The sequence below is a fragment of the Streptomyces sp. 5-10 genome (genome assembly GCF_014712245.1).
Classification (GTDB): Bacteria; Actinomycetota; Actinomycetes; order Streptomycetales; family Streptomycetaceae; genus Streptomyces; species Streptomyces violaceusniger.
Window position 1 is genome coordinate 59,262 of the sequence record NZ_JACVYG010000010.1, and the last position, 17,089, is coordinate 76,350.

General features: G+C 68.5%; 16 protein-coding genes and 1 pseudogene. 10 read left to right on the top strand and 7 right to left on the bottom strand.

Translation table 11 applies throughout. From position 1 onward, the window contains the following. Positions 1-118: 118 nt before the first annotated feature. On the top strand, positions 119-574 hold the full coding sequence (locus IEJ02_RS14790; RefSeq protein WP_191065294.1) for a MarR family winged helix-turn-helix transcriptional regulator: 456 nt from the start codon (positions 119-121) through the stop codon (positions 572-574). A gap of 464 nt (positions 575-1,038) precedes the next feature. Here IEJ02_RS14790 and IEJ02_RS14795 read toward each other — a convergent pair whose 3' ends face one another. After that, positions 1,039-1,278, bottom strand: a complete 240-nt coding sequence (locus IEJ02_RS14795) for an aldo/keto reductase (protein WP_370467043.1) — start codon at positions 1,276-1,278, stop codon at positions 1,039-1,041. Between the two features lie 104 nt (positions 1,279-1,382). On the opposite strand from IEJ02_RS14795, the gene IEJ02_RS48530 reads away from it, so the two are divergent. The 6 genes from IEJ02_RS48530 to IEJ02_RS14820 all read left to right on the top strand — a co-directional run bounded on the left by IEJ02_RS48530 (position 1,383) and on the right by IEJ02_RS14820 (position 5,639). Further along, complete coding sequence (locus IEJ02_RS48530) at positions 1,383-1,775, top strand: hypothetical protein (RefSeq protein ID WP_223863832.1); 393 nt, start codon at positions 1,383-1,385, stop codon at positions 1,773-1,775. An 81-nt stretch (positions 1,776-1,856) separates the two neighbouring features. Continuing rightward, positions 1,857-2,378, top strand: a complete 522-nt coding sequence (locus IEJ02_RS48535; RefSeq protein ID WP_223863833.1) for a hypothetical protein — start codon at positions 1,857-1,859, stop codon at positions 2,376-2,378. Positions 2,379-2,504: 126 nt separating this feature from the next. Then, positions 2,505-3,482: a zinc-dependent alcohol dehydrogenase gene (locus IEJ02_RS14805; RefSeq protein WP_223863834.1), complete on the top strand. Its 978-nt coding sequence runs from the start codon at positions 2,505-2,507 to the stop codon at positions 3,480-3,482. Between the two features lie 343 nt (positions 3,483-3,825). Continuing rightward, positions 3,826-4,176 (top strand): antibiotic biosynthesis monooxygenase family protein, encoded by a 351-nt coding sequence (locus IEJ02_RS14810; protein ID WP_191065295.1) that lies wholly within the window; start codon positions 3,826-3,828, stop codon positions 4,174-4,176. Between the two features lie 93 nt (positions 4,177-4,269). Next, a complete protein-coding gene (locus IEJ02_RS14815; protein WP_191065296.1) occupies positions 4,270-4,431 on the top strand; it encodes a hypothetical protein in 162 nt (53 codons plus the stop codon). Between the two features lie 467 nt (positions 4,432-4,898). After that, positions 4,899-5,639 carry a class I SAM-dependent methyltransferase gene (locus IEJ02_RS14820; RefSeq protein WP_191065297.1) on the top strand — a complete coding sequence of 247 codons (741 nt, stop codon included), beginning with the start codon at positions 4,899-4,901 and terminating at the stop codon, positions 5,637-5,639. 606 nt (positions 5,640-6,245) lie between these two features. Here the strand turns inward: IEJ02_RS14820 and IEJ02_RS14825 are convergent. Then, positions 6,246-6,662 (bottom strand): hypothetical protein, encoded by a 417-nt coding sequence (locus IEJ02_RS14825; protein ID WP_191065298.1) that lies wholly within the window; start codon positions 6,660-6,662, stop codon positions 6,246-6,248. Positions 6,663-7,104: 442 nt separating this feature from the next. On the opposite strand from IEJ02_RS14825, the gene IEJ02_RS14830 reads away from it, so the two are divergent. Both IEJ02_RS14830 and IEJ02_RS48540 read left to right on the top strand, forming a co-directional pair. Continuing rightward, positions 7,105-8,382 carry a phytase gene (locus IEJ02_RS14830; protein WP_223863836.1) on the top strand — a complete coding sequence of 426 codons (1,278 nt, stop codon included), beginning with the start codon at positions 7,105-7,107 and terminating at the stop codon, positions 8,380-8,382. 59 nt (positions 8,383-8,441) lie between these two features. Then, positions 8,442-8,522, top strand: a pseudogene (locus tag IEJ02_RS48540) (GntR family transcriptional regulator); the annotation flags it as partial. A 20-nt stretch (positions 8,523-8,542) separates the two neighbouring features. Here the strand turns inward: IEJ02_RS48540 and IEJ02_RS14835 are convergent. The 5 genes from IEJ02_RS14835 to IEJ02_RS14855 all read right to left on the bottom strand — a co-directional run bounded on the left by IEJ02_RS14835 (position 8,543) and on the right by IEJ02_RS14855 (position 15,803). Next, a complete protein-coding gene (locus IEJ02_RS14835; protein ID WP_223863837.1) occupies positions 8,543-10,591 on the bottom strand; it encodes a right-handed parallel beta-helix repeat-containing protein in 2,049 nt (682 codons plus the stop codon). A gap of 83 nt (positions 10,592-10,674) precedes the next feature. Next, positions 10,675-12,606 carry a DUF8034 domain-containing protein gene (locus IEJ02_RS14840; RefSeq protein ID WP_191065301.1) on the bottom strand — a complete coding sequence of 644 codons (1,932 nt, stop codon included), beginning with the start codon at positions 12,604-12,606 and terminating at the stop codon, positions 10,675-10,677. 50 nt (positions 12,607-12,656) lie between these two features. Continuing rightward, entirely contained in the window at positions 12,657-13,604 is a 948-nt protein-coding gene (locus tag IEJ02_RS14845; protein WP_191065302.1) for a carbohydrate ABC transporter permease, read from the bottom strand. Then, complete coding sequence (locus tag IEJ02_RS14850; RefSeq protein WP_191065303.1) at positions 13,594-14,511, bottom strand: carbohydrate ABC transporter permease; 918 nt, start codon at positions 14,509-14,511, stop codon at positions 13,594-13,596. Before IEJ02_RS14850 ends, IEJ02_RS14845 begins: the two co-directional genes overlap by 11 nt. Then, positions 14,508-15,803, bottom strand: a complete 1,296-nt coding sequence (locus IEJ02_RS14855) for an ABC transporter substrate-binding protein (RefSeq protein ID WP_370467049.1) — start codon at positions 15,801-15,803, stop codon at positions 14,508-14,510. Before IEJ02_RS14855 ends, IEJ02_RS14850 begins: the two co-directional genes overlap by 4 nt. A gap of 538 nt (positions 15,804-16,341) precedes the next feature. Here IEJ02_RS14855 and IEJ02_RS14860 point away from each other — a divergent pair. Next, positions 16,342-17,028 (top strand): FadR/GntR family transcriptional regulator, encoded by a 687-nt coding sequence (locus IEJ02_RS14860; RefSeq protein ID WP_137980476.1) that lies wholly within the window; start codon positions 16,342-16,344, stop codon positions 17,026-17,028. Positions 17,029-17,089 lie beyond the last annotated feature (61 nt).

The following is a 17,089-nucleotide window of genomic DNA, read 5'->3' on the forward strand; positions in this document are numbered from 1 at the left end:
GCGTGTTCCAGACGGGCAACCGGGCAAGCTCGCCTCCACCTCCCGCAGGGTGCGGAGCAGGTGAGTGGTGATGCCCTACCGTGTGATCAGTAGGCCCACGTGTGTCAAACTGCTTGATATGCGTGAGTATGAAGATCAACCGCTGGGCTTCCTGCTCTACCAGGTGATGGCTGCACTGCGTCCGCTCGCGGCCGCGGAGCTCCAGCCGCTCGGCATCGGATTGCCGGAGTTCGTGTGCATGCGCAACTTGTCCATGTTTCCGTCTCAGTCCAACGCTGAGCTGGCCCGCCATGCCGGCGTGTCGCCGCAGGCGATGAACAAGGTCGTGCGGGATCTCCAGGAGATGGGCGCGATCGAGCGGCCGGCTGCGGTGTCATCGGGCAGGAGCCTGCCCGCCCGGCTGACGCCCAAGGGCAGGGCCCTGTTCAAGCGGGCCGAAGCAGCGGTGCGCGTCGCCGACGACCGTCTGATGACCCACCTCGCGCCCGGCGAGCGACATGAGCTCAAGAAGCTGCTCCATGCGATCGATGCGCGCAACGTCGGGAGTGGGGTATCGACGGCTCGGTCACGCTGAAACCTAGCGCAGTAGCGCCCATGCTTCGCGAGCACAACGAGGCGTCGGCCTCCGGTGCCGGCGTGAGTGACGATGCGGTGCGGAGTGGTCCGACATCGGGGAGGCCCGGAGGCGGCTGATTTCGTTGGACGCGTCACCGATGGCGACCACGCGGTGCCTACTGCGCGACGCGAGGCCGGCGCGTGCCACGACCGGGACCCGCTGTCACGCTTCGTCGACGACGGTCAGTTCGCGCCGACGGGTGCCCAGTCGCTCGGCGCCCGTCCCGGGTCAGATCTCAGCCCAGCCGTCGCGGCCGACGTCGAGTGATGCCATCACCCTCGCCGTGGTGCTGGCCATAAAAGCCGGGTGGGAGTACGTGGTGCGCGGTACACACCTGGCGGAGTCCTCCTAGGCCATGCCGAGATCACCCCGAGGACGGTTGGGAGGATGTCGACGTTCAGGGCGCCCGGATCATCCTCCAGTTACACGGGGGTGCGGGCGTAACTCTTGCGGGTGATCGCCTGCATGCGCGACACCAGACTTTCGCGGTTGCCGCGGGTGGACTCGCCCAGCAGGCGCTCGGAACTGCCATTGGTGTAGGTGTTGGCGGTGTCGATGAAGTTGCCGCCGTGCTCGACGTAGAGGTCCAACGGGTCGCGTGCCTCGTCCCGCTCCGCTTCGGGATCCCCGAAGGCTCCGGCGGGGTCTTGGAGGCGTGGCACGCGCACCCGGCACCGAATCGCGGATTTGCCACATCGGAGCGTTGTCCGGCGCCACGGGGGATGCCGCCGTGGAACCGCCCATATTCCGAGACGAGGAGGTCTCCATGAGGGGCATCGAAGACGTGATGGTCATCAGATCCGATCAGCCACTGCGCAGCATCGATCGTGACGAGCATCTGCTGCTGGCGTCTCCCTACCCGAGCAAGCTACCGATCAAGCTGTGGAATGATCACGAGCTCCTGCCCGTCGTTCACTTCCCGCAGAAGTACGTCGAGCAGAAGTTCGCGCCCCCGCGCGGTGTATACGAGAACGCCCAGCTCCTGGTCGAGTGGCAGGTCATGAACGGCCGTCAGCCGTTCTACCACCGCAACTGCGATGTCGATGAGATCTCGTACCAGATCGATGGTGAACGGACGCTGATGACCGAGCTCGGGGTCATCGAACACCGGCCGGGCGAGTTCTCCCGGATCCCGCGCGGGGTCGGCCACGACAACTAAGGCCGCAAGGAGAGCCACCTCCTGTTCTACCTGCCCGCACCGGTCGACGAGCTGGTTGAGCCGGTCCGCACGTCGCAGCCGGTGATGCCGCCGTTCCCCGGTTGGGAGCCGGGCGAGGTCAATGAGGCCGTCACCCAGTGCATGGGGACGGTCGGCCACGACATCGCGGTGTTCCCCGCGGGCGAGACGTTGCTCCTTGAGCGCGTGCACGCCGAGCCCGAGCGGATGCGGGTGCATTCGATCGGTGGCGGTGTCGGCACCACGTGGATCTACGCCACACCGACGATTCGACTCGGATACGTCAACACGACGACCGGTGACGGGAGCCGGCGCTACCGGCGGACGCTCGACGCCGACGAGATCCAATACCAGGTCTCCGGAACCCGCACCCTCGCGACCCAGCGGGGCATCGTCGACCTGCATCCGGGCGACTTCGTGCGGATTCCGCTCGGCCTGGCCCACGCCGGCATCCCGCACGAGCGGTCGACCCACCTCTCGCTCTTGTCGCACCTCGAACTTCCGCAGGTCATCGAAAGCACGCGCACTGCGGATCCCTACTCACCCGAGCGGCTGGCCGCAGCCGTGGAAAGGAGCCAGGCATGAGCACAATGCTCGCAGCGCGGGCCTACGACGCCGAGAGTGCCCTTGTCGTCGAGGAAGTGCCGGTTCCCGAGCCGACTTCCGGCGAAGTGATCGTCAAGGTCGAGTCCGCCGGCCTCGCTCCCCGGGATGATGTCGCTGCTCACGATGGGGGCCTTCAAGCAGCTGCCAACGATCCTCGGGCACGAGATGGCAGGCACCGTTTCGGACGTTGGCCCCGACGTACCGGGCTTCACTGGAGGCGAGCGCGTCCGGGTCCACCCCCAGCTCACGTGTGGCCGCTGTGTCTACTGCCGTTCCGACCGCGAGAACATGTGCGCTCAGTACGCGGTGATCGGCCACGCGGCGTTCAGCGACGGTCCGCTGCCGCTGTACGAGCGCTACCACGACGGAGGGCTGGCCGAGTACGTTCGCGTCCCGTTCTGGCTGCTCGACAGCTTGCCCGCCAACGTCAGCTTCGACGTCGGCGCGAAGGTCCACGACCTGGGTAACGCCGTCCGCATACTGAAGGAGTGCCACCTGCCACAGGCTGCGACCGTGGTCATCACCGCGGCGACCGGCACGATGGGCACCGCGAGCGTCACGTTCGCCAAGCGGTTCGGCATTGGCCGGCTCATCTTGGTGGGCCGCAGTGCCGAACGTCTAAGGGACGTCGAGAAGCTGGCGGAGGCCGACGGCATCCCCGTCGACTCCATCGCGACCGAGAACCTGCCCGAGGGCTGGGAGGCCGACAGTGGCCTCACCCGCGCGATCCGGCGTCTGGTTCCGCAGGGCGTCGACGCTGTCCTCGACTACGTGCCGGCCGGCCCGATCACCGCTCACGCCATGGCGTCCTTGGCCACGGGCGGCGTTGTGGCGCACATGGGCGGCAACACCGTCCCGGTGCCGATCCCGCCGGTCGCGATCATGGGCAACTGCTGGCGATTCGTCGGTACCAAAGGCAATACGCGCAACGACGTCGTGGACGTGCTGAAGCTACTCGAGATCGGTGCCGTCAACGTCGACGACCTGATCACGCACCACTTCACGCTCGCCGAGACCATCACGGCGATCCAGGAGATGCAGCGGCGCACGAAGCCCATGTGGATGACGATCGTCCACCCGTAGTGGACCGCTGGCAAGGAATCCCACGATGGAGCTGACGCATTACGGGCACGCGTGCGTGCTGGTGGAACTCTCGACCGGTGACGACATCATTCGCTTCCTTCCTCACACACGCGCACGCGGACCACGTGGACGGCGAACGCCTCGGCAAGCTATTGGCCGACAACCCCGCGGCCGAGCTCGTGCTCAACGCTCACACGCAGGCATCCCTCGCGGGGCTCTGGGACATCGCGCCACGTCGGATGCGCGTCGTCAGTCCCAAGAGCACGTTGCGCGCATCTGTGCACACCCGAACGGTTCGCCGGTCGACCGGTTTCGATCGCCATACGATGAGGAAAACCGCTGAATGTGTCCTGACGTTCCGCTCGCCGAGCAGCTCCGGGCCACCCATGGTGCCTTCACGCTGATGGACATCTTCGTCGTTCCGGATGGCGCGGTCGGCCAGGCCATCCACGCGTACCAGAAGACCGGTGTGTACCTGAAGGGCCGCAGCGGGTTCATTCAGGCCCAGCTCTACCGGGGCATCGAGAGCAGCAACGTTCTGGTCGACCTGGCTGTCTGGGAGACCGCGGGTGCCCTGCGGGACGCCCTCTCCGACCCGGACTTCCAGGCCGTGCTCGCCCACTACCCTGCCGGAACGCGTTGCTTCCGACACGTGCTCCGCCGCGCCGCCGTACCCAGCGTCTGTGTCGACTAAATTCTGCCTTCAGATGATCTCGGATGGTGGCTCCGCCAGAAGGGGCGTTGGGCCGCCCCAGCCATCAACTTCACCTCAGCACGAGGAGTGACCATGTCCAAACATGAACCGACCGTGGCGGAGATCGAGACCGAGGTCGTCGAGCTGCTGCGCACCGAGAAGAGGCCCTGCGGCCGGCGGTGTACCGCCATTTCGCCCACCGGCCGCACGCCATCGGTGATCAGGGCGTCGTACTCGGGGTTCCTCCTTCTTTGATCCGCCTTTGATCGGCATCGCGGGCAGAATGGGCGACGTGCTGTCCTTCGACCGGGTTCGTTTCCGGCTGCCTCGTGGCGCTCGTGCTGACGCCGCGCTGGCCGGCGGGGTGTTCGTATTGGTGGCGCTCGCCGAGGGGTCGCGACTGAGCCGCGGTGGGGAGTCGATGCCCTCCCTGGTCATGTCCTGGCTACTCATCACGGCGGTGTGCGGAGCGCTGTTGTTCCGGCGCCGGTGTCCGGTGACGGTGGGCTGGTTCACGGTGGTCGCAGTTCGCGCGCTGCATCGTGGCGTCACTGCGGGCCAGGGCCGGCTACGAGGCGGGCTCGGCCGCGCTGGAGAGCCTGGTGGGCGAACTAGGGCTCGTCCGGCGGATCATGGGCCGAGCCAGGGCCGGACCGAGGCGAGGGCCGGCCAGTGCCCTAATCGTGTTGACTGCCCCCAGTAGGCAGTGCTGGAGTCGGCACGTGGACAGCATCCCCGCCAACCGGCGGTTCTGGAACCAGATCAGCAGCGCCTACCAGCACGAGCACGACCCGCAAATCGGCGCCACACCCCGGCTGTGGGGCATGTACTCCATCCCCGACGCGCACCTGCACGCCCTGGGCGACGTCACCGGCAAGCGCATCCTCGAAGTCGGCTGCGGCGCCGGCCAGTGGTCCAGGGCGCTCGCCGCCGAGGGCGCCACCGTGGTCGGGCTCGACCTGTCCGAAGCCCAACTCGCCGCAGCGGCCCGCGCGATGGGAGCGGCCCGCTACCCGCTAGTGCAAGGCGCCGCCGAACAACTCCCCTTCGCCGCCGACAGCTTCGACCTGGTGTTCTGCGACTTCGGTGGGCTCAGCTGGGCGCCCCCGCACCTGGCCGTCCCGCAGGCCGCACGCGTCTTGGGCCGAGGCGGGCGCCTGGTGTTCAACGTCGCCAGCCCATGGTTCGAAGCTTGCTACGACGAAACCGCCAGCCGCGTGACCACGACGCTGCAAAAGGACTACTTCGGGCTGAACACCATCGCCGAAGACGGCGGCGCGACCAGCTATCAGCTCACCTACGGCGACTGGGTCAAGGTCCTGCGCGGCGCGGGTCTCATCATCGACGACCTCATCGAGCCGCGGCCCGAACTCGGAACACTCAACGGCTACAACGAAACCGACCCACCCGACTGGGCACACCGCTGGCCGGCGGAACTGCTCTGGGTAACCCACAAACCGTAAGTTCCGCCGCGCCGAGACGTGAAGGCATCCCCTCGCCGGACAGCACACCTAGGCTTGCCTGCCCCGGCGCCGCTTTCGGGGCAACCCCGCCGGAGCCGGGCATGCCCGGAAAATTTGTCGGTGATCGCGAAGTTCTCCAGGATCGCGCAGTGGCGGGCGTAGCCGGGCAGGGCGGGCAGATCCCAGTCATCGTGCTTGAGGGTGTCCGCACAGCGACTGCGGAAGTGAATGACGGCAGCTCAATTCCACGCTGAGCAGAAGGGGTTGGTGCTGAGGCGAGCAGGTCGGGGCTTCGCCAGAGCACGGGCCGGACCGGCTCTTGCCTGGACAACGCCGTGACGCCTGCCGGACAACGGGTGTGGCTGGACGACTCGCGCAACGTGGTCCCGGCGTAGCGCCCACTCGACGGGGAGCCGGCGGGCACAGCGGGCACTCGGCTGGTCCGCGAGGTCTGAGCCCTCGCGGCGCGGCAGGGCAACAGCGACGACCGTCCCGGCGGCGAGCGTGAGCGGCGGCCGTCACCGGGAGCCTCGGCGCTCCGGCAGCCGCTCTTCGTCGGAGTGCTGGCCAACCGCCGCCCACGCAGGACATCAGGCTGGGGTGGAATCAGGTGGTGACGGTGAGGATCGCCGAGCCGGTGAGCTGGTGCGCCGCGTTCTCGGCGTACAGCCGGAAGTAGACCGTCCGGCCCGCGGCCAGGTGGAACGTGAACGAGTTGCCGGTCAGCAGCGGTCCCGACGCCCGGACGAAGCACGGCCCGTCGGCGGTCGAGGGACCGCTGCAGGACCCCTCGCGGTAGCCGGTCGTCACCGTGTCTGCCGAGTCCTTCGGGTCCCAGCTGACGGTCACCTGCTCGGTCGCCGCGTCATAGGTGTACGTCAGGCCCGTCGGCGCCGGTGCCGATGCGGTTTGGGTGACAGCGGTCGGCGCTGCCACCGCCGGGACGGCGGTGGCTCCCCCTGCTGCCGCCAGCGTGATGGCCACCGCCGCCACGCGGCCGGCGATCCGTAGGCGGTTTCTCATATCCCCTCCAGGATGTTGATCGATTCGAGGGGCGGAACGGTATGCGATCAACCCCCTGTCTGGATGGCGCGCAGCGGGCGGGGGAGTGGCGAACACCTGAAGCTTTGCCGTGCCTGGTCCGTATTGGCTGCCCCAACCCGGACGACTGGTCAGCAGCCTCGCCCCGGGCACGCGGCCCGTACCGGGCGAAGTGTGTGCCCGTGCGGCGAACCACAGCCGGTCCGTTGACCACAGCCGGTCCGTTGACCACAGCCGGTCCGTTGACTCACGGCGTGGCCGGGTCGAGGCGCTGACATCGCTCACCCCTACCGTTCACGCTGGCCCCACGGTGCGGGCGACCTGCCTGCACGCGCCTGTCACCTGAGAACAACAGCATTCTCCTCGCCCACCCCCCGGAAAGGCATTCATGTCTCACGCGCGCAAGGCATTCCATAAGCGCTACTTGACGATCACGGCATCCGCGGTGGTCATGGCCGCCGTCGCCGCGCCCGCTCAGGCGGGCCCCACCCCGACGGTCGCCGAGGTCACCGCCAAGGCCGAAACGCCCAGCCTGTTCGATGACGCGGCAGGCGGCGAGGCCAGCGCGGACGACCCGGCGATCTGGCGCGACTCCGACGACCCGACCAAGAGCCTGGTACTGGGCACCGCGAAGGTCGGCGGCCTGCGGGTGTACGACCTCGCGGCACACGAGGTCCAGTCGCTCCCCGCTCCGAAGGCGCCCAGCGCCGAAGACAAGCCGGGCCGCATCAACAACGTGGACGTCATCGACGGCGCCAACCTGGCCATCGCCACCGACCGCGGCCGCGACAAACTGGTCATCTACAGCATCGACGGCAGCCGTGCGCAGGACCCCGTCGAGGACGTCACCGCCGAGAAGTCCGCCCCGTACATCTTCTCGGCCGACCAGGACGAGGTGAACAAGCAGGCCACCGCCTACGGACTGGCCTCCTGGAAGGACCAGAAGACGGGCCGGATCTACGCCGTGGTCACCCAGGAAACCACCAACCAGGTCGCCCTGCTGGAGCTGACGAAGGAAGCGGACGGCGGCTACGGCTACCGCAAGATCCGCACCATCGGCTTCCCCAGCACCTTCGCCCTCCCCAACGGCAAGACGTGGACCCCCTGCGAGGAGCCGGGCGAGCAGCCCTACCTCGAGGGCATGCGGGTCGACCCCGCGAACGGCATGCTCTACGCAGGCCAGGAAGACGTGGGTGTCTGGCGGTTGCGCGCCGATCTCACCGGCGAGCCCACCTTGATCGACAAGGTCAGGGACTTCGGTGTCCCGTACACCCAGGATCCCGCCACCGGGGAGTGCACCGCCGGCGAGGACCCCGGCTTCGGCGGGGACCACCTCACCGCGGACGTCGAGGGCATCACGCTGCTCGACCGGCCGGGCGGCGGTGGCTATGTCGTCGTCTCCAGCCAGGGCGACAGCACCTTCGCGATGTACGACCGTGACCCGGCCAGGGGCAACCCGTTCGTGAAGAGCTTCCGGGTCGTCGCGGGCAAGGGCGCGGTCGACGGTGCCGACGGCACCGACAGCCTGGACATCGTCAACCGGTCGTTCGGTTCGGCATACCCGCATGGGCTCGCCGTGATCCAGGACGCCCCGGACACCCCCACGGTGACCGGCGACGACGGTGAGCCCCGGGAGGGCTCCAACTACAAGTACGTGGACCTGGGCGACCTCTCCACCGCCACCGGACTCAGCTTCCGCTGACGGCGGGCGAACCCAACCGGCGCCCCTCGGTCCGCGATCGCGGACCGAGGGGCGCCGCTGTGTCCTTGACCGACAAGGCGATCGCCCGCATCAGGGAGCTGCTCCAGTCCGGCGAACTGCCGCCGGGCGCCAAGCTGCCGCACAACCAGCCGAACGGGATTCAGGAGGTCCGGTGCTTCGGGGCGGCGCCGTTCGGCGCCAACGCGGAGTGCCCGGCGTCGGCGCGCAGCCCCGGCTCGATGCCGGCCTGTTCCATGACCTGGCGTGCCGCCGGCGGCCAGTTCCCGTCGCTCACCTTGACGTTGCCGCTCAGGACGTTGTTGTGCGGGGCGCCGGTCGCCACCTGGGTCGCACCGGTGTTGTACCAGTTCTCCGAGAACGTGCTGTCGTTGGTGTTGTTGGTTCCGCTGGCGTTGGTGAAGGCCCACACGCCGGCGTCCTGGATCACGTTGTGCCGCAGGGTGACGTGGCGGGAACCCTCGTCCAGGTAGAGGCCGACGGTGTTGCGGTTGTCGTAGATGTAGTTGCCCTCCATGACGGTTCCGGGGCTCGCCGACAGGTTGTACAGGCTGCCGCCGTCGTGGAAGACCTTCTTGGTGCCGTGGATGAGGTTGTAGCGGACGACGTTGTCCGAGAGCGTCGTCGGCGTGGTGTAGACCGGTTGGTAGTTGTACAGGCCGCGGTTCTTGTAGTCCGTGCTGCCGCCGGGGTCGTTGGCGCCCCAGCCCCAGCCGACGTCGATGCCGTCGTAGGCGAGGTCGGAGACCTCGTTGTGCTCGATCACCGCGTGGGTGACGTAGGTGGACAGGATGCCGGACATGTCCTTGTAGTCCTGGGCGACCTTTGTCACCAGGTTGTCCGTGATGGTGATGTCCTTGTTGGCCATCGCGGGATGTGACGGGTGGTGGGCGTCGGGCTGCACACCGCCGGCCACGATGCCCGCGCCGGAGTCTTCGACGAAGGTGTTGCCGTGGACGGTGATGCCGGATGTGCCGAGGCCGACACCGGAGGCGTGGGCGTTCGCGTCGTTGCCGATGCCGAGGGCCACCTGGCCCAGATGGGTGAAGGTGTCCCCGGTGAAGGTGATGTCGCTTGCCGCCGAGACCTGCACGGCCGCCGGTATCTGGTGCCAGCCGTTGCGCGCGCCCTCGAACAGCGGGCAGCCGGACTGGCAGGACGTGAGGACGTCGGCGGGCTGGGGGTAGGCGGACGCGATGAAGGTGCCGTTCTGCTGGTTGGCGTAGCCGGTCGAGGTGCCCGGCTGGAGCCAGGTGGAGTACTCGAAGCGGACCCCCTCGATGGTGATGTTCCGGGCCGGGTTGTCGTAGGTGCCGCCGATCTGCAGCAGCGAGGTGAGCTGCGGCAGTTCGATGTCCCTGTCGTTGGGGTCCTGGCCGGCGGGTGCCTTGTAGTAGAGGAGGCCCGCGTCCGGGTCGAGGTACCACTGGCCCGCGGTCTTGAGGAAGGAAGAGGAGTTCTCCAGCAGGAGGGTGCCGCCGGCGAAGGGTTTGGCGAGGGTGTCGTAGCCCCAGTTGTTGTTGTTCCAGGCCGGTTGCTGCATGGCGATGGTGGTGCCGCTGATGCTCCGCACGGGCGCGTACCGGTCGGTGAAGGAGTTCTGGCTCTCCACTTCGATGCGGTCCTGGCGGGGCAGTGAGGCGAGGTAGTTCAGGGCGGGATTGACGATGGTCAGCCCCGTCTGCGTCACCTTCACGTCATTGCGCGAGATGGTGATCGAGGCGCGGGGTGCGAGGGTGCCGTCCACATAGAGCTGCCGTGAATCCTTGCCCTTCGGCACCTGTGCGACGTAGATGTTCGACGCCGCGTTCTCGAGCCGCCAGCCGGTCACCCGTCGGCCGCCGGACACGACGGGCCTCTCGCCGGGCTGCGCCCGCCAGGTGACGGTGTGGCCGTTGCGGCCCGAGTCGGCGCTGCTGAGCTTCCAGGGTTTCGCCAGGTGGTAGGTGCCGCCGGACAGCTCCACGACCACGTCGGAGGTGTCCGACAGGTCACGCGCGAGGCGCTGGGCCCGGTCGAGGGTGGCCACGGGGTGGTCTGCCGTGCCCTGGTTGCGGTCGCTGCCCCCGGGGGCGACGACGATCGTGGCGACACGGGCGGCCGAGGCGTTCGCGGGAGCCGCGGCGAGGCCGGTGAGGGCGGTGGCGGCCGCGGCGAGGGCCGCGAGGGCCATTCCTGGATATCGATGCATGACTGGTCCCGGGGTTGACGTGGTGGAGTCGGTCATCGACGGCCGGTCCGTTCCGTGTGGTGGGGCGAGTGGGTCAGGCGCGTTCATGACGTCGCCCCGGGGTCGTGTCCGCGGAACGGCGTCCGGTAGGACGGCGGCCGGGTGCGCAGGTCGAGCTGGAGTGTCAGGCGGATCCGGGTGGAACGGGGCAGGTCCACCTGTAGCCAGGGAGCGTCGGCCTGGATGGTGGCGGATGTGACGGGGGGCCGGCCGTGGCCGTAGTCGTACAGGTCGCCGATCCAGGAGGGGTCCTCGCAGACGGTGTGGTGGACAGCCCGGATGGTGTGTTCGGCGAAGGCCCCGGCCTGCACGATCACCGATCGCGGGGCCTGGGGATCGAGGTTGACCAAGTCCACGACGGTGGCCTCCGGGTCGATGCGCGAGACCAGGGCCGCCACCGAGGGGGGCAGGCCCGGGCGTGCGGCGGTGGCGTCGTAGTACCGCACCCGTGCCTGTTGCAGGCCGCCGTTGTAGACGACTTGTGGCGCGCCCCAGGTGAGCTGTACCAGCGCCTCGGTGACGACCGGGTTCGACTGCTGCCACAGGTGGATGTCGGCTTCGGACACGTCGGTGCCGCGGAAGCGTTCCATGCGGGTGAGCCGGTGCCGGACCTGGGCCTGCGCGGCGGCCAGGATCCGCTCCGGGTAGGAGGGGTCGTCGCCGCAGAGGAAGGCGAACCAGGGCTCCTCGTGCCCGGCCTCCTCCTTGCTGCGGAAGGGGCGTACCTTGCGCCAGTCGTAGCCGCAGGCGGAGCGGAGCCGTTCGAGGCGTTCCCTGTCCGCGGCCGAGGCGGAGTGGTGCCACAGAGCCATCGGGACGGCCATCAGCATCGGGTTGTAGTCGAACCAGCCCCGGTCCGCGTGCCGGAACGGCACATGCAGCGTGGGTGTGACCACGTCCTCGCCCAGTTGGACGTTCCATTTGGACCGCAGGCTGGAGTCCGAGTCCATGAAGGCCATGACCTTGCCCTGCGCGATGATCTCGTCCAGAGCGGGACGCACGAGGTCCAGGCAGGAGTCGTCGCCCGTGGCCGCTGCCCCGGCCAGGGCGGCGGTGATCGCGGCATGCCCCACGCTGTACCACCCGTGTGGCCAGGACCAGCCGTAGTGACCGCCGTACCAGCGGCCCTCCAGCAGTCCGCCCACCGTGCCGTCGGGGGCCACGTTGTCCGGCAGGACGCCGCCGCGGGCAGCCGCACGCTCCCGCCAGGCGCCCACGTACTCGGCGATCCAGTCGCGGTAGCGGTCCTCCCTGGTGAGGATCAGGGCGTTGAGGACCAGTCCGGTCGCGGCCAGACTGACCGCGGTGTCTCCCTCGCCCATCCTGCGGCGCATTTCTCTGCCCAGCCGCGGGTCACGGCCCTGCGGCGGTGTGTCGGACCCCGCCTCCAGCGTCCACTCCAGGGGGAAGCCGTACATCCGGGCTTCCCTTGGGAGCCAGGGATAGGCGTCGCCGTCGAACAGCCCCTCGCGCCGTGGGTCGCTGCCGTTGTGCGGCCGGCGGATGATGCGGTGTGCGGGGTCGTAGTTGCCGTACTTCGGGTCCACGTACAGCTCCGCGAAGCGGCGCGCCCGCCGGGAGAAGCGCTCGGGAGCGGCCATGCACAGGAAGTAGAACACCAGCATGCTCTCGCCCTGGTGGAACCAGTCGTAACCCCGTTCGAACTCGTCCCTCAGCATGCCCAGCTCGGTCAGCTGCCGGGTGACTCCCTCCCAGTGTCGTTCGGACGCCGCGAGCAGATCGCTGTGCCCGCCGAGCAGGTAGAGCTGTGGCCAGTTGAAGAAGGCCTCGTAGAAGTCGTCCGCGCCGTCGCGGGTACTCAGCCGGCCGCGGTACTTCAACCGCCCGTCGCCCTCCGTGAAGTCCGCCGCGAACCGGCGCCAGGCCTCGTCGAGCAGGTCGAAGAGCGCCCGCTGCGCGGTGGCCCAGCCCGGTGGCTCCAGCAACGGCACCGAGGCTGTGATGACGGGGCGCATCGGATCTCCATTCAGGCGAGGCGGCACCCGGACACGGCGTGCGCGGGGGCTCAGTTCTTCCTGGCGCCGGCGAGCATGCCGGCCACCAGGAAGCGTTGGGAGAAGAGGAAGACGACCAGTACCGGAGTGATGGCCAGCAGTGTGGCCAGTGCCAGTTCGGGACGCTGGACGGCCAGTGAGCCGACCGTGGGGTTGAACTGGGGGACGTCGTTCAGCAGCGTCCCCAGGCCCACCTGCACCGGGAACTGGCGACTGTCGGGCAGCATGACGTAGGGAAGGAAGTAGTTCGTCCAGTTCGCCACGAAGCTGAAGAAGCCGACGAGGGCGACGACCGGAGCGGCCAGGGGAAGGGCGACGCGACGGAACACACCGATCTCGGAGCAGCCGTCGAGCCTGGCCGCGTCCAGCAGCTCCGGCGGCAGTGCGGTACTGAAGTAGATGTAGGTCAGGTACACGCCGAAGGGATAGAAGGCGTACGGCAGGATGATCGACCACATCGAGCCGATCAAATGCACCGCGTTGACTTCCAAGAACAGCGGAACCACCAGGGTGGCGTTCGGCACGAGCATCACCACCAGGGTGGCGATCAACAGCGTGCGCCGCCCCCGGAACTCGGTCATCGCCAGTCCGTAGCCCGCGGGGATCGCCACGCACAGGGTGATGACCAGGGCGAGGAACGCGTACAGCGCCGAGTTGCGCAGCCACAGGAAGACGGCGTTGTCCTGGTAGTCCGTCAGCGCGTGCCAGTTCGCCCGCAGCGCCCGCCAGGATCCGAAGGCCAGCGGATTGCTGTGCACCAGCTGGCTGTCGGTCTTGGTGGCGGCCAGCACCAGCCACAGCGCGGGAAGCACGAAGAAGACCAGGAACAGCGCGAGTACCAGAGCGGGCAGCGGCTGGACCCCAAGGCGGCGGGTGGCGCGGCGCGGCCTCCCCCGGGGCCGCGGTACCGCCGTGGGAGGCGGAAGCGGGGGAGCGGTCGTCCGGGTGTCAGTCCGCATCGAAGAACCCCGATCGGGCGACGAAGACCGCGGCGACGACGAGGGAGACCACCAGCAGCTCGACCGAGACGGCCGCCGCGGTGTTCACGTCGTTGTTCTGGAAGGCGAAGTCGTACGACAGCTGATTGAGCGAGTAGTCGCGTCCGGCGACGCCGACGCTGGCCTGCGACAGGAGCTGCGGCTCGACGAAGAGCTGGGTGCCGCCCGCGAAGGCGAGGATCACCATGTAGACGATCCACTTGCGCAGCAGCGGGATCTGGATCCGCCATGCGGTCTGCCAGGGCCCCGCGCCATCGATCCGTGCCGCTTCCATGACGTCCGGCGAGATGTTGTTCAGCGCCCCGTACATCACGATGATCCATCCACCTGCCCCGGTCCAGAAGGCGATCAGGGTGAACAGGACGGGTAGGTGCGAGGGGGCGATGACCTGGGCGAACGTGGAGAAACCGAGCCCGCGCAGCAGGAAACCGACCGGACTGACCGCGGGGTCGAGCACAAACAGCCAGACCATCACGCTCGCCGCGCCCGCCAGTGCGCCGGGGAGGTAGTAGACGAAGCGCAGCAGCTTGCTCATGCCCTGGGCGGCCAGCCGGTGCAGCAGCAGAGCCAGGCCTACGGAGAACACCACCAGACTGGCGAGCCAGCACACCAGATAGATCCCCACGTGCTCGACGGCGGCGACGAACCGGAAGTCCCGCGCGGCCGTGGCGAAGTTCGACAGGCCCACGAAGGTGCCACCCGCGTCGGTGAAGGCGAAGCGGACCGCGTAGACGGTCGGGACCACGCCGAACGCGACCAGGAGCACCGCATACGCCGCGACGAAACCGTGGCCGGAACGGCCGGCCGGCCGGACCCGGCGGGCGATCGGCCGGTGAGCCCGGCCGGCGTCCGCGGACGGCGCGCTCACCGGTTCACCTCGTACCCGTCGGCGCGCGCGTAGTTCACGATCGCTCGCTCCCAGGCCGGCAGGGCCGAGACCACGCTCTTCCCCGCGGTCAGCTCCGGTGTGACGGTCGCCGCCCAGATGGCCTCCTGGCTGAACTGGCCGTACCCCCAGCCGGGCCACACCTGGTTGGCCGCGGTCCGCAGAGGACGGGTGATGTCGTTCGCGTAGTACCCGGAGGACGCCTGTTGGGCCAGCCAGGTGCTGGCCGCGGGCGCGTACGCGGGATAGCCGGGAGCCTTCTTGCCCTGGTAGTCGTCCGACGTGGTCACCCAGGTGAGGAAGGCGGTCGCCGCCTTCAGGTGCGCACTGTGCGCGGACAGCAGCCATGTGCCTCCCCCGACGTTGCCGACGGACGGACGGGAATCCCCGGACCACTGAGGCATCGGTGCGACCGCGATCCGATGAGCCGGGGTCCTGAACGATCCCTGGAACAGCGAGCCGCCATACCACGACGGGCCGGGCATCATGAGGATTTTGTCAGCGGCGTACTTGTCGAAGTCCGAACTGAAGACGCTGCTCGAGGAGAACGTCCTGTTCTTGAGCAAGGTGTCCAGGAGGCCGGCCATGCGCCTGCAGTTGGCGCCGCCGGTATCGACCGTCACCGCCTTCGGCCCGGTGATGTGGTTGGCTCCGCACTTGCCCGCCCACAGATAGATCTCGGGTGTGAACGCGTCGCCCGCGGAGCCGATCAGGTAGCCGGGATGCTCGGCGGCGACCTTCTCGCCCAGGGCCTCGTACTCCTCCCACGTGCGGGGGACCTGGTATCCCCACTCCGTCATGAGGTCGGCGTTGTACCAGAGCACGGTCTGCGCCAGGTCGTTGCGCAGGCAATAGAGCGTTCCGTCGACGGTGCACGGGTCGTTCGCCCCCTTGGCCCAGCCCGCCAGCGTGGACTTGGGGATCAGCCCCTTGTCCAGAGGGGCGGTGAAACCCGCCTCCGCGGCCCAGGACGTCTCGTTGTTCTGGGAGCTGAAGACCACGTCCGGCCAGCCGTGGCGGGTGCGGTTGAACAGGCTCACCTTGGTGCGCAGGTAGGTGGAGCCATTGGCGTCCCCGTCGTAGGTGACGATGTCCATCTTCACCGAGGGATGCCGGGCCTTGTACAGTTTCGCAGCCGCCAGGCGTGTGGAGTCGACCCACACCGTCAACGTGCCGTCCGTCTGCTTCACCGGATGGAAGCCGTCCCGGGTCCCGGCAGATCCGCTGCCGCAGGCGGCAACGGCCACCAGGGCGAGCACGCCCCCCGCGGCCATGACCCCGAGGCGTCCGCGTCGCTTTCCCGATCTCTTCGCGCCGACCGCGCGGACCTTCGCTGACATGAACGACTCCGCTCATCGTGGCCACCGGCCGGATGCCCGGCCGGCAGACGGTGGTCCGGTTCACTCGCCCGGCCCGAGGGCTGGGCCGCGGGGATGACAGCCTCTCGTGAACAACTCGGATGGAGCGCTGGCCTTGGTCACACATAAGAGCCGGTCGACTTGAGTGAGTCAACAGGATGAGCGTGCTTATTTACGAGACCTATTGGCTTGAGTGCCTTATAGGGAAGGTGGTTTGCTGCTAAATACCCCAGATTGGGTGACCCTTCATCTCGAATGAGTATGACTCATCATCTGGAGAGAAAAGCGCAGGTGTACGCTCCCGGAGCAGGGGACCAGCCACCGACGGAGTGATGTGCCCCGCGTCGAAGGAGGCAAGCCGTTGGACAAGAAGTCTGTAGCGGCGGCAGACGGCAAGCCGCCCCAGGAGCCACGCGACGCTGGGCCGACGGGTCCCTACCGTCCCGGATACGAGCTGGTTGCCGAGCAGATCCTCGAGCTCATCGCCGAGTTGCGACTGGAGCCGGGCGAGCGGATGCCCACGGAGAAGGACTTGGCGTCGCGCCTGGGCACCAGTCGCACGGTGGTGCGGGAGGCCGTGAAGATCCTCTCGGCCATCGGCCGGGTGCGCGCACAGAAGGGGCGCGGGCTCTATGTGACGGACGACGAGGGCTTGCTGGGGTCCTCACGCTGGGCGGGCTTCTTCCTGCCGACCGACCTGGAACACGTCTACCAGCTCTTCGAGTTCCGGCGGGTACAGGAGGCCGCGGCGAGCCGGCTGGCCGCCACCAGGGCCACTCCGGCCGAGCTGCGCGCCATCGAGGCCGCCGCCGAGATGTGCCGCGAGGGACACCTGACGGGCCGGCGCGCGCTGTTCGACCGCGGCGACGACGATTTCCACATCGGCATCGCCACCGCCGCGCACAACCCGTTCCTCGTCGCGGCGGTGCGTGAGGCACGCCGACTGCAGCGTCAGTCCAGCACGATCGGACTGCACGGCGCGGTCGGCGGTCATGCCGCGGAAGCGGTGGAGGAGCACGCCGCCATGTACCGGGCCATCCGGGAGGGCGACCCGGAGGCGGCGGCCGAGGCCGCCACGGTCCACCTGGACAACACGCTCGATGACTACCGCCGCGAGATCCAGCGCAGAGTCTTCGGCTGATCCGCGGAACCGGTGCCGGCCCTGCGGCACGCGGCCAGGCGGGCCGGCGCGCTCACCGCCA

What these genes read in the sequence shown, in the direction of transcription:
- IEJ02_RS14790 (WP_191065294.1), top strand. Translation starts at nt 119, where the DNA reads ATGCGTGAGTATGAAGATCAACCGCTGGGCTTCCTGCTCTACCAGGTG.
- IEJ02_RS48530 (WP_223863832.1), top strand. Translation starts at nt 1,383, where the DNA reads ATGAGGGGCATCGAAGACGTGATGGTCATCAGATCCGATCAGCCACTG.
- IEJ02_RS14805 (WP_223863834.1), top strand. Translation starts at nt 2,505, where the DNA reads ATGATGTCGCTGCTCACGATGGGGGCCTTCAAGCAGCTGCCAACGATC.
- IEJ02_RS14810 (WP_191065295.1), top strand. Translation starts at nt 3,826, where the DNA reads ATGTGTCCTGACGTTCCGCTCGCCGAGCAGCTCCGGGCCACCCATGGT.
- IEJ02_RS14815 (WP_191065296.1), top strand. Translation starts at nt 4,270, where the DNA reads ATGTCCAAACATGAACCGACCGTGGCGGAGATCGAGACCGAGGTCGTC.
- IEJ02_RS14825 (WP_191065298.1), bottom strand. Translation starts at nt 6,662, where the DNA reads ATGAGAAACCGCCTACGGATCGCCGGCCGCGTGGCGGCGGTGGCCATC.
- IEJ02_RS14835 (WP_223863837.1), bottom strand. Translation starts at nt 10,591, where the DNA reads ATGCATCGATATCCAGGAATGGCCCTCGCGGCCCTCGCCGCGGCCGCC.
- IEJ02_RS14840 (WP_191065301.1), bottom strand. Translation starts at nt 12,606, where the DNA reads ATGCGCCCCGTCATCACAGCCTCGGTGCCGTTGCTGGAGCCACCGGGC.
- IEJ02_RS14845 (WP_191065302.1), bottom strand. Translation starts at nt 13,604, where the DNA reads ATGCGGACTGACACCCGGACGACCGCTCCCCCGCTTCCGCCTCCCACG.
- IEJ02_RS14855 (WP_370467049.1), bottom strand. Translation starts at nt 15,803, where the DNA reads ATGGCCGCGGGGGGCGTGCTCGCCCTGGTGGCCGTTGCCGCCTGCGGC.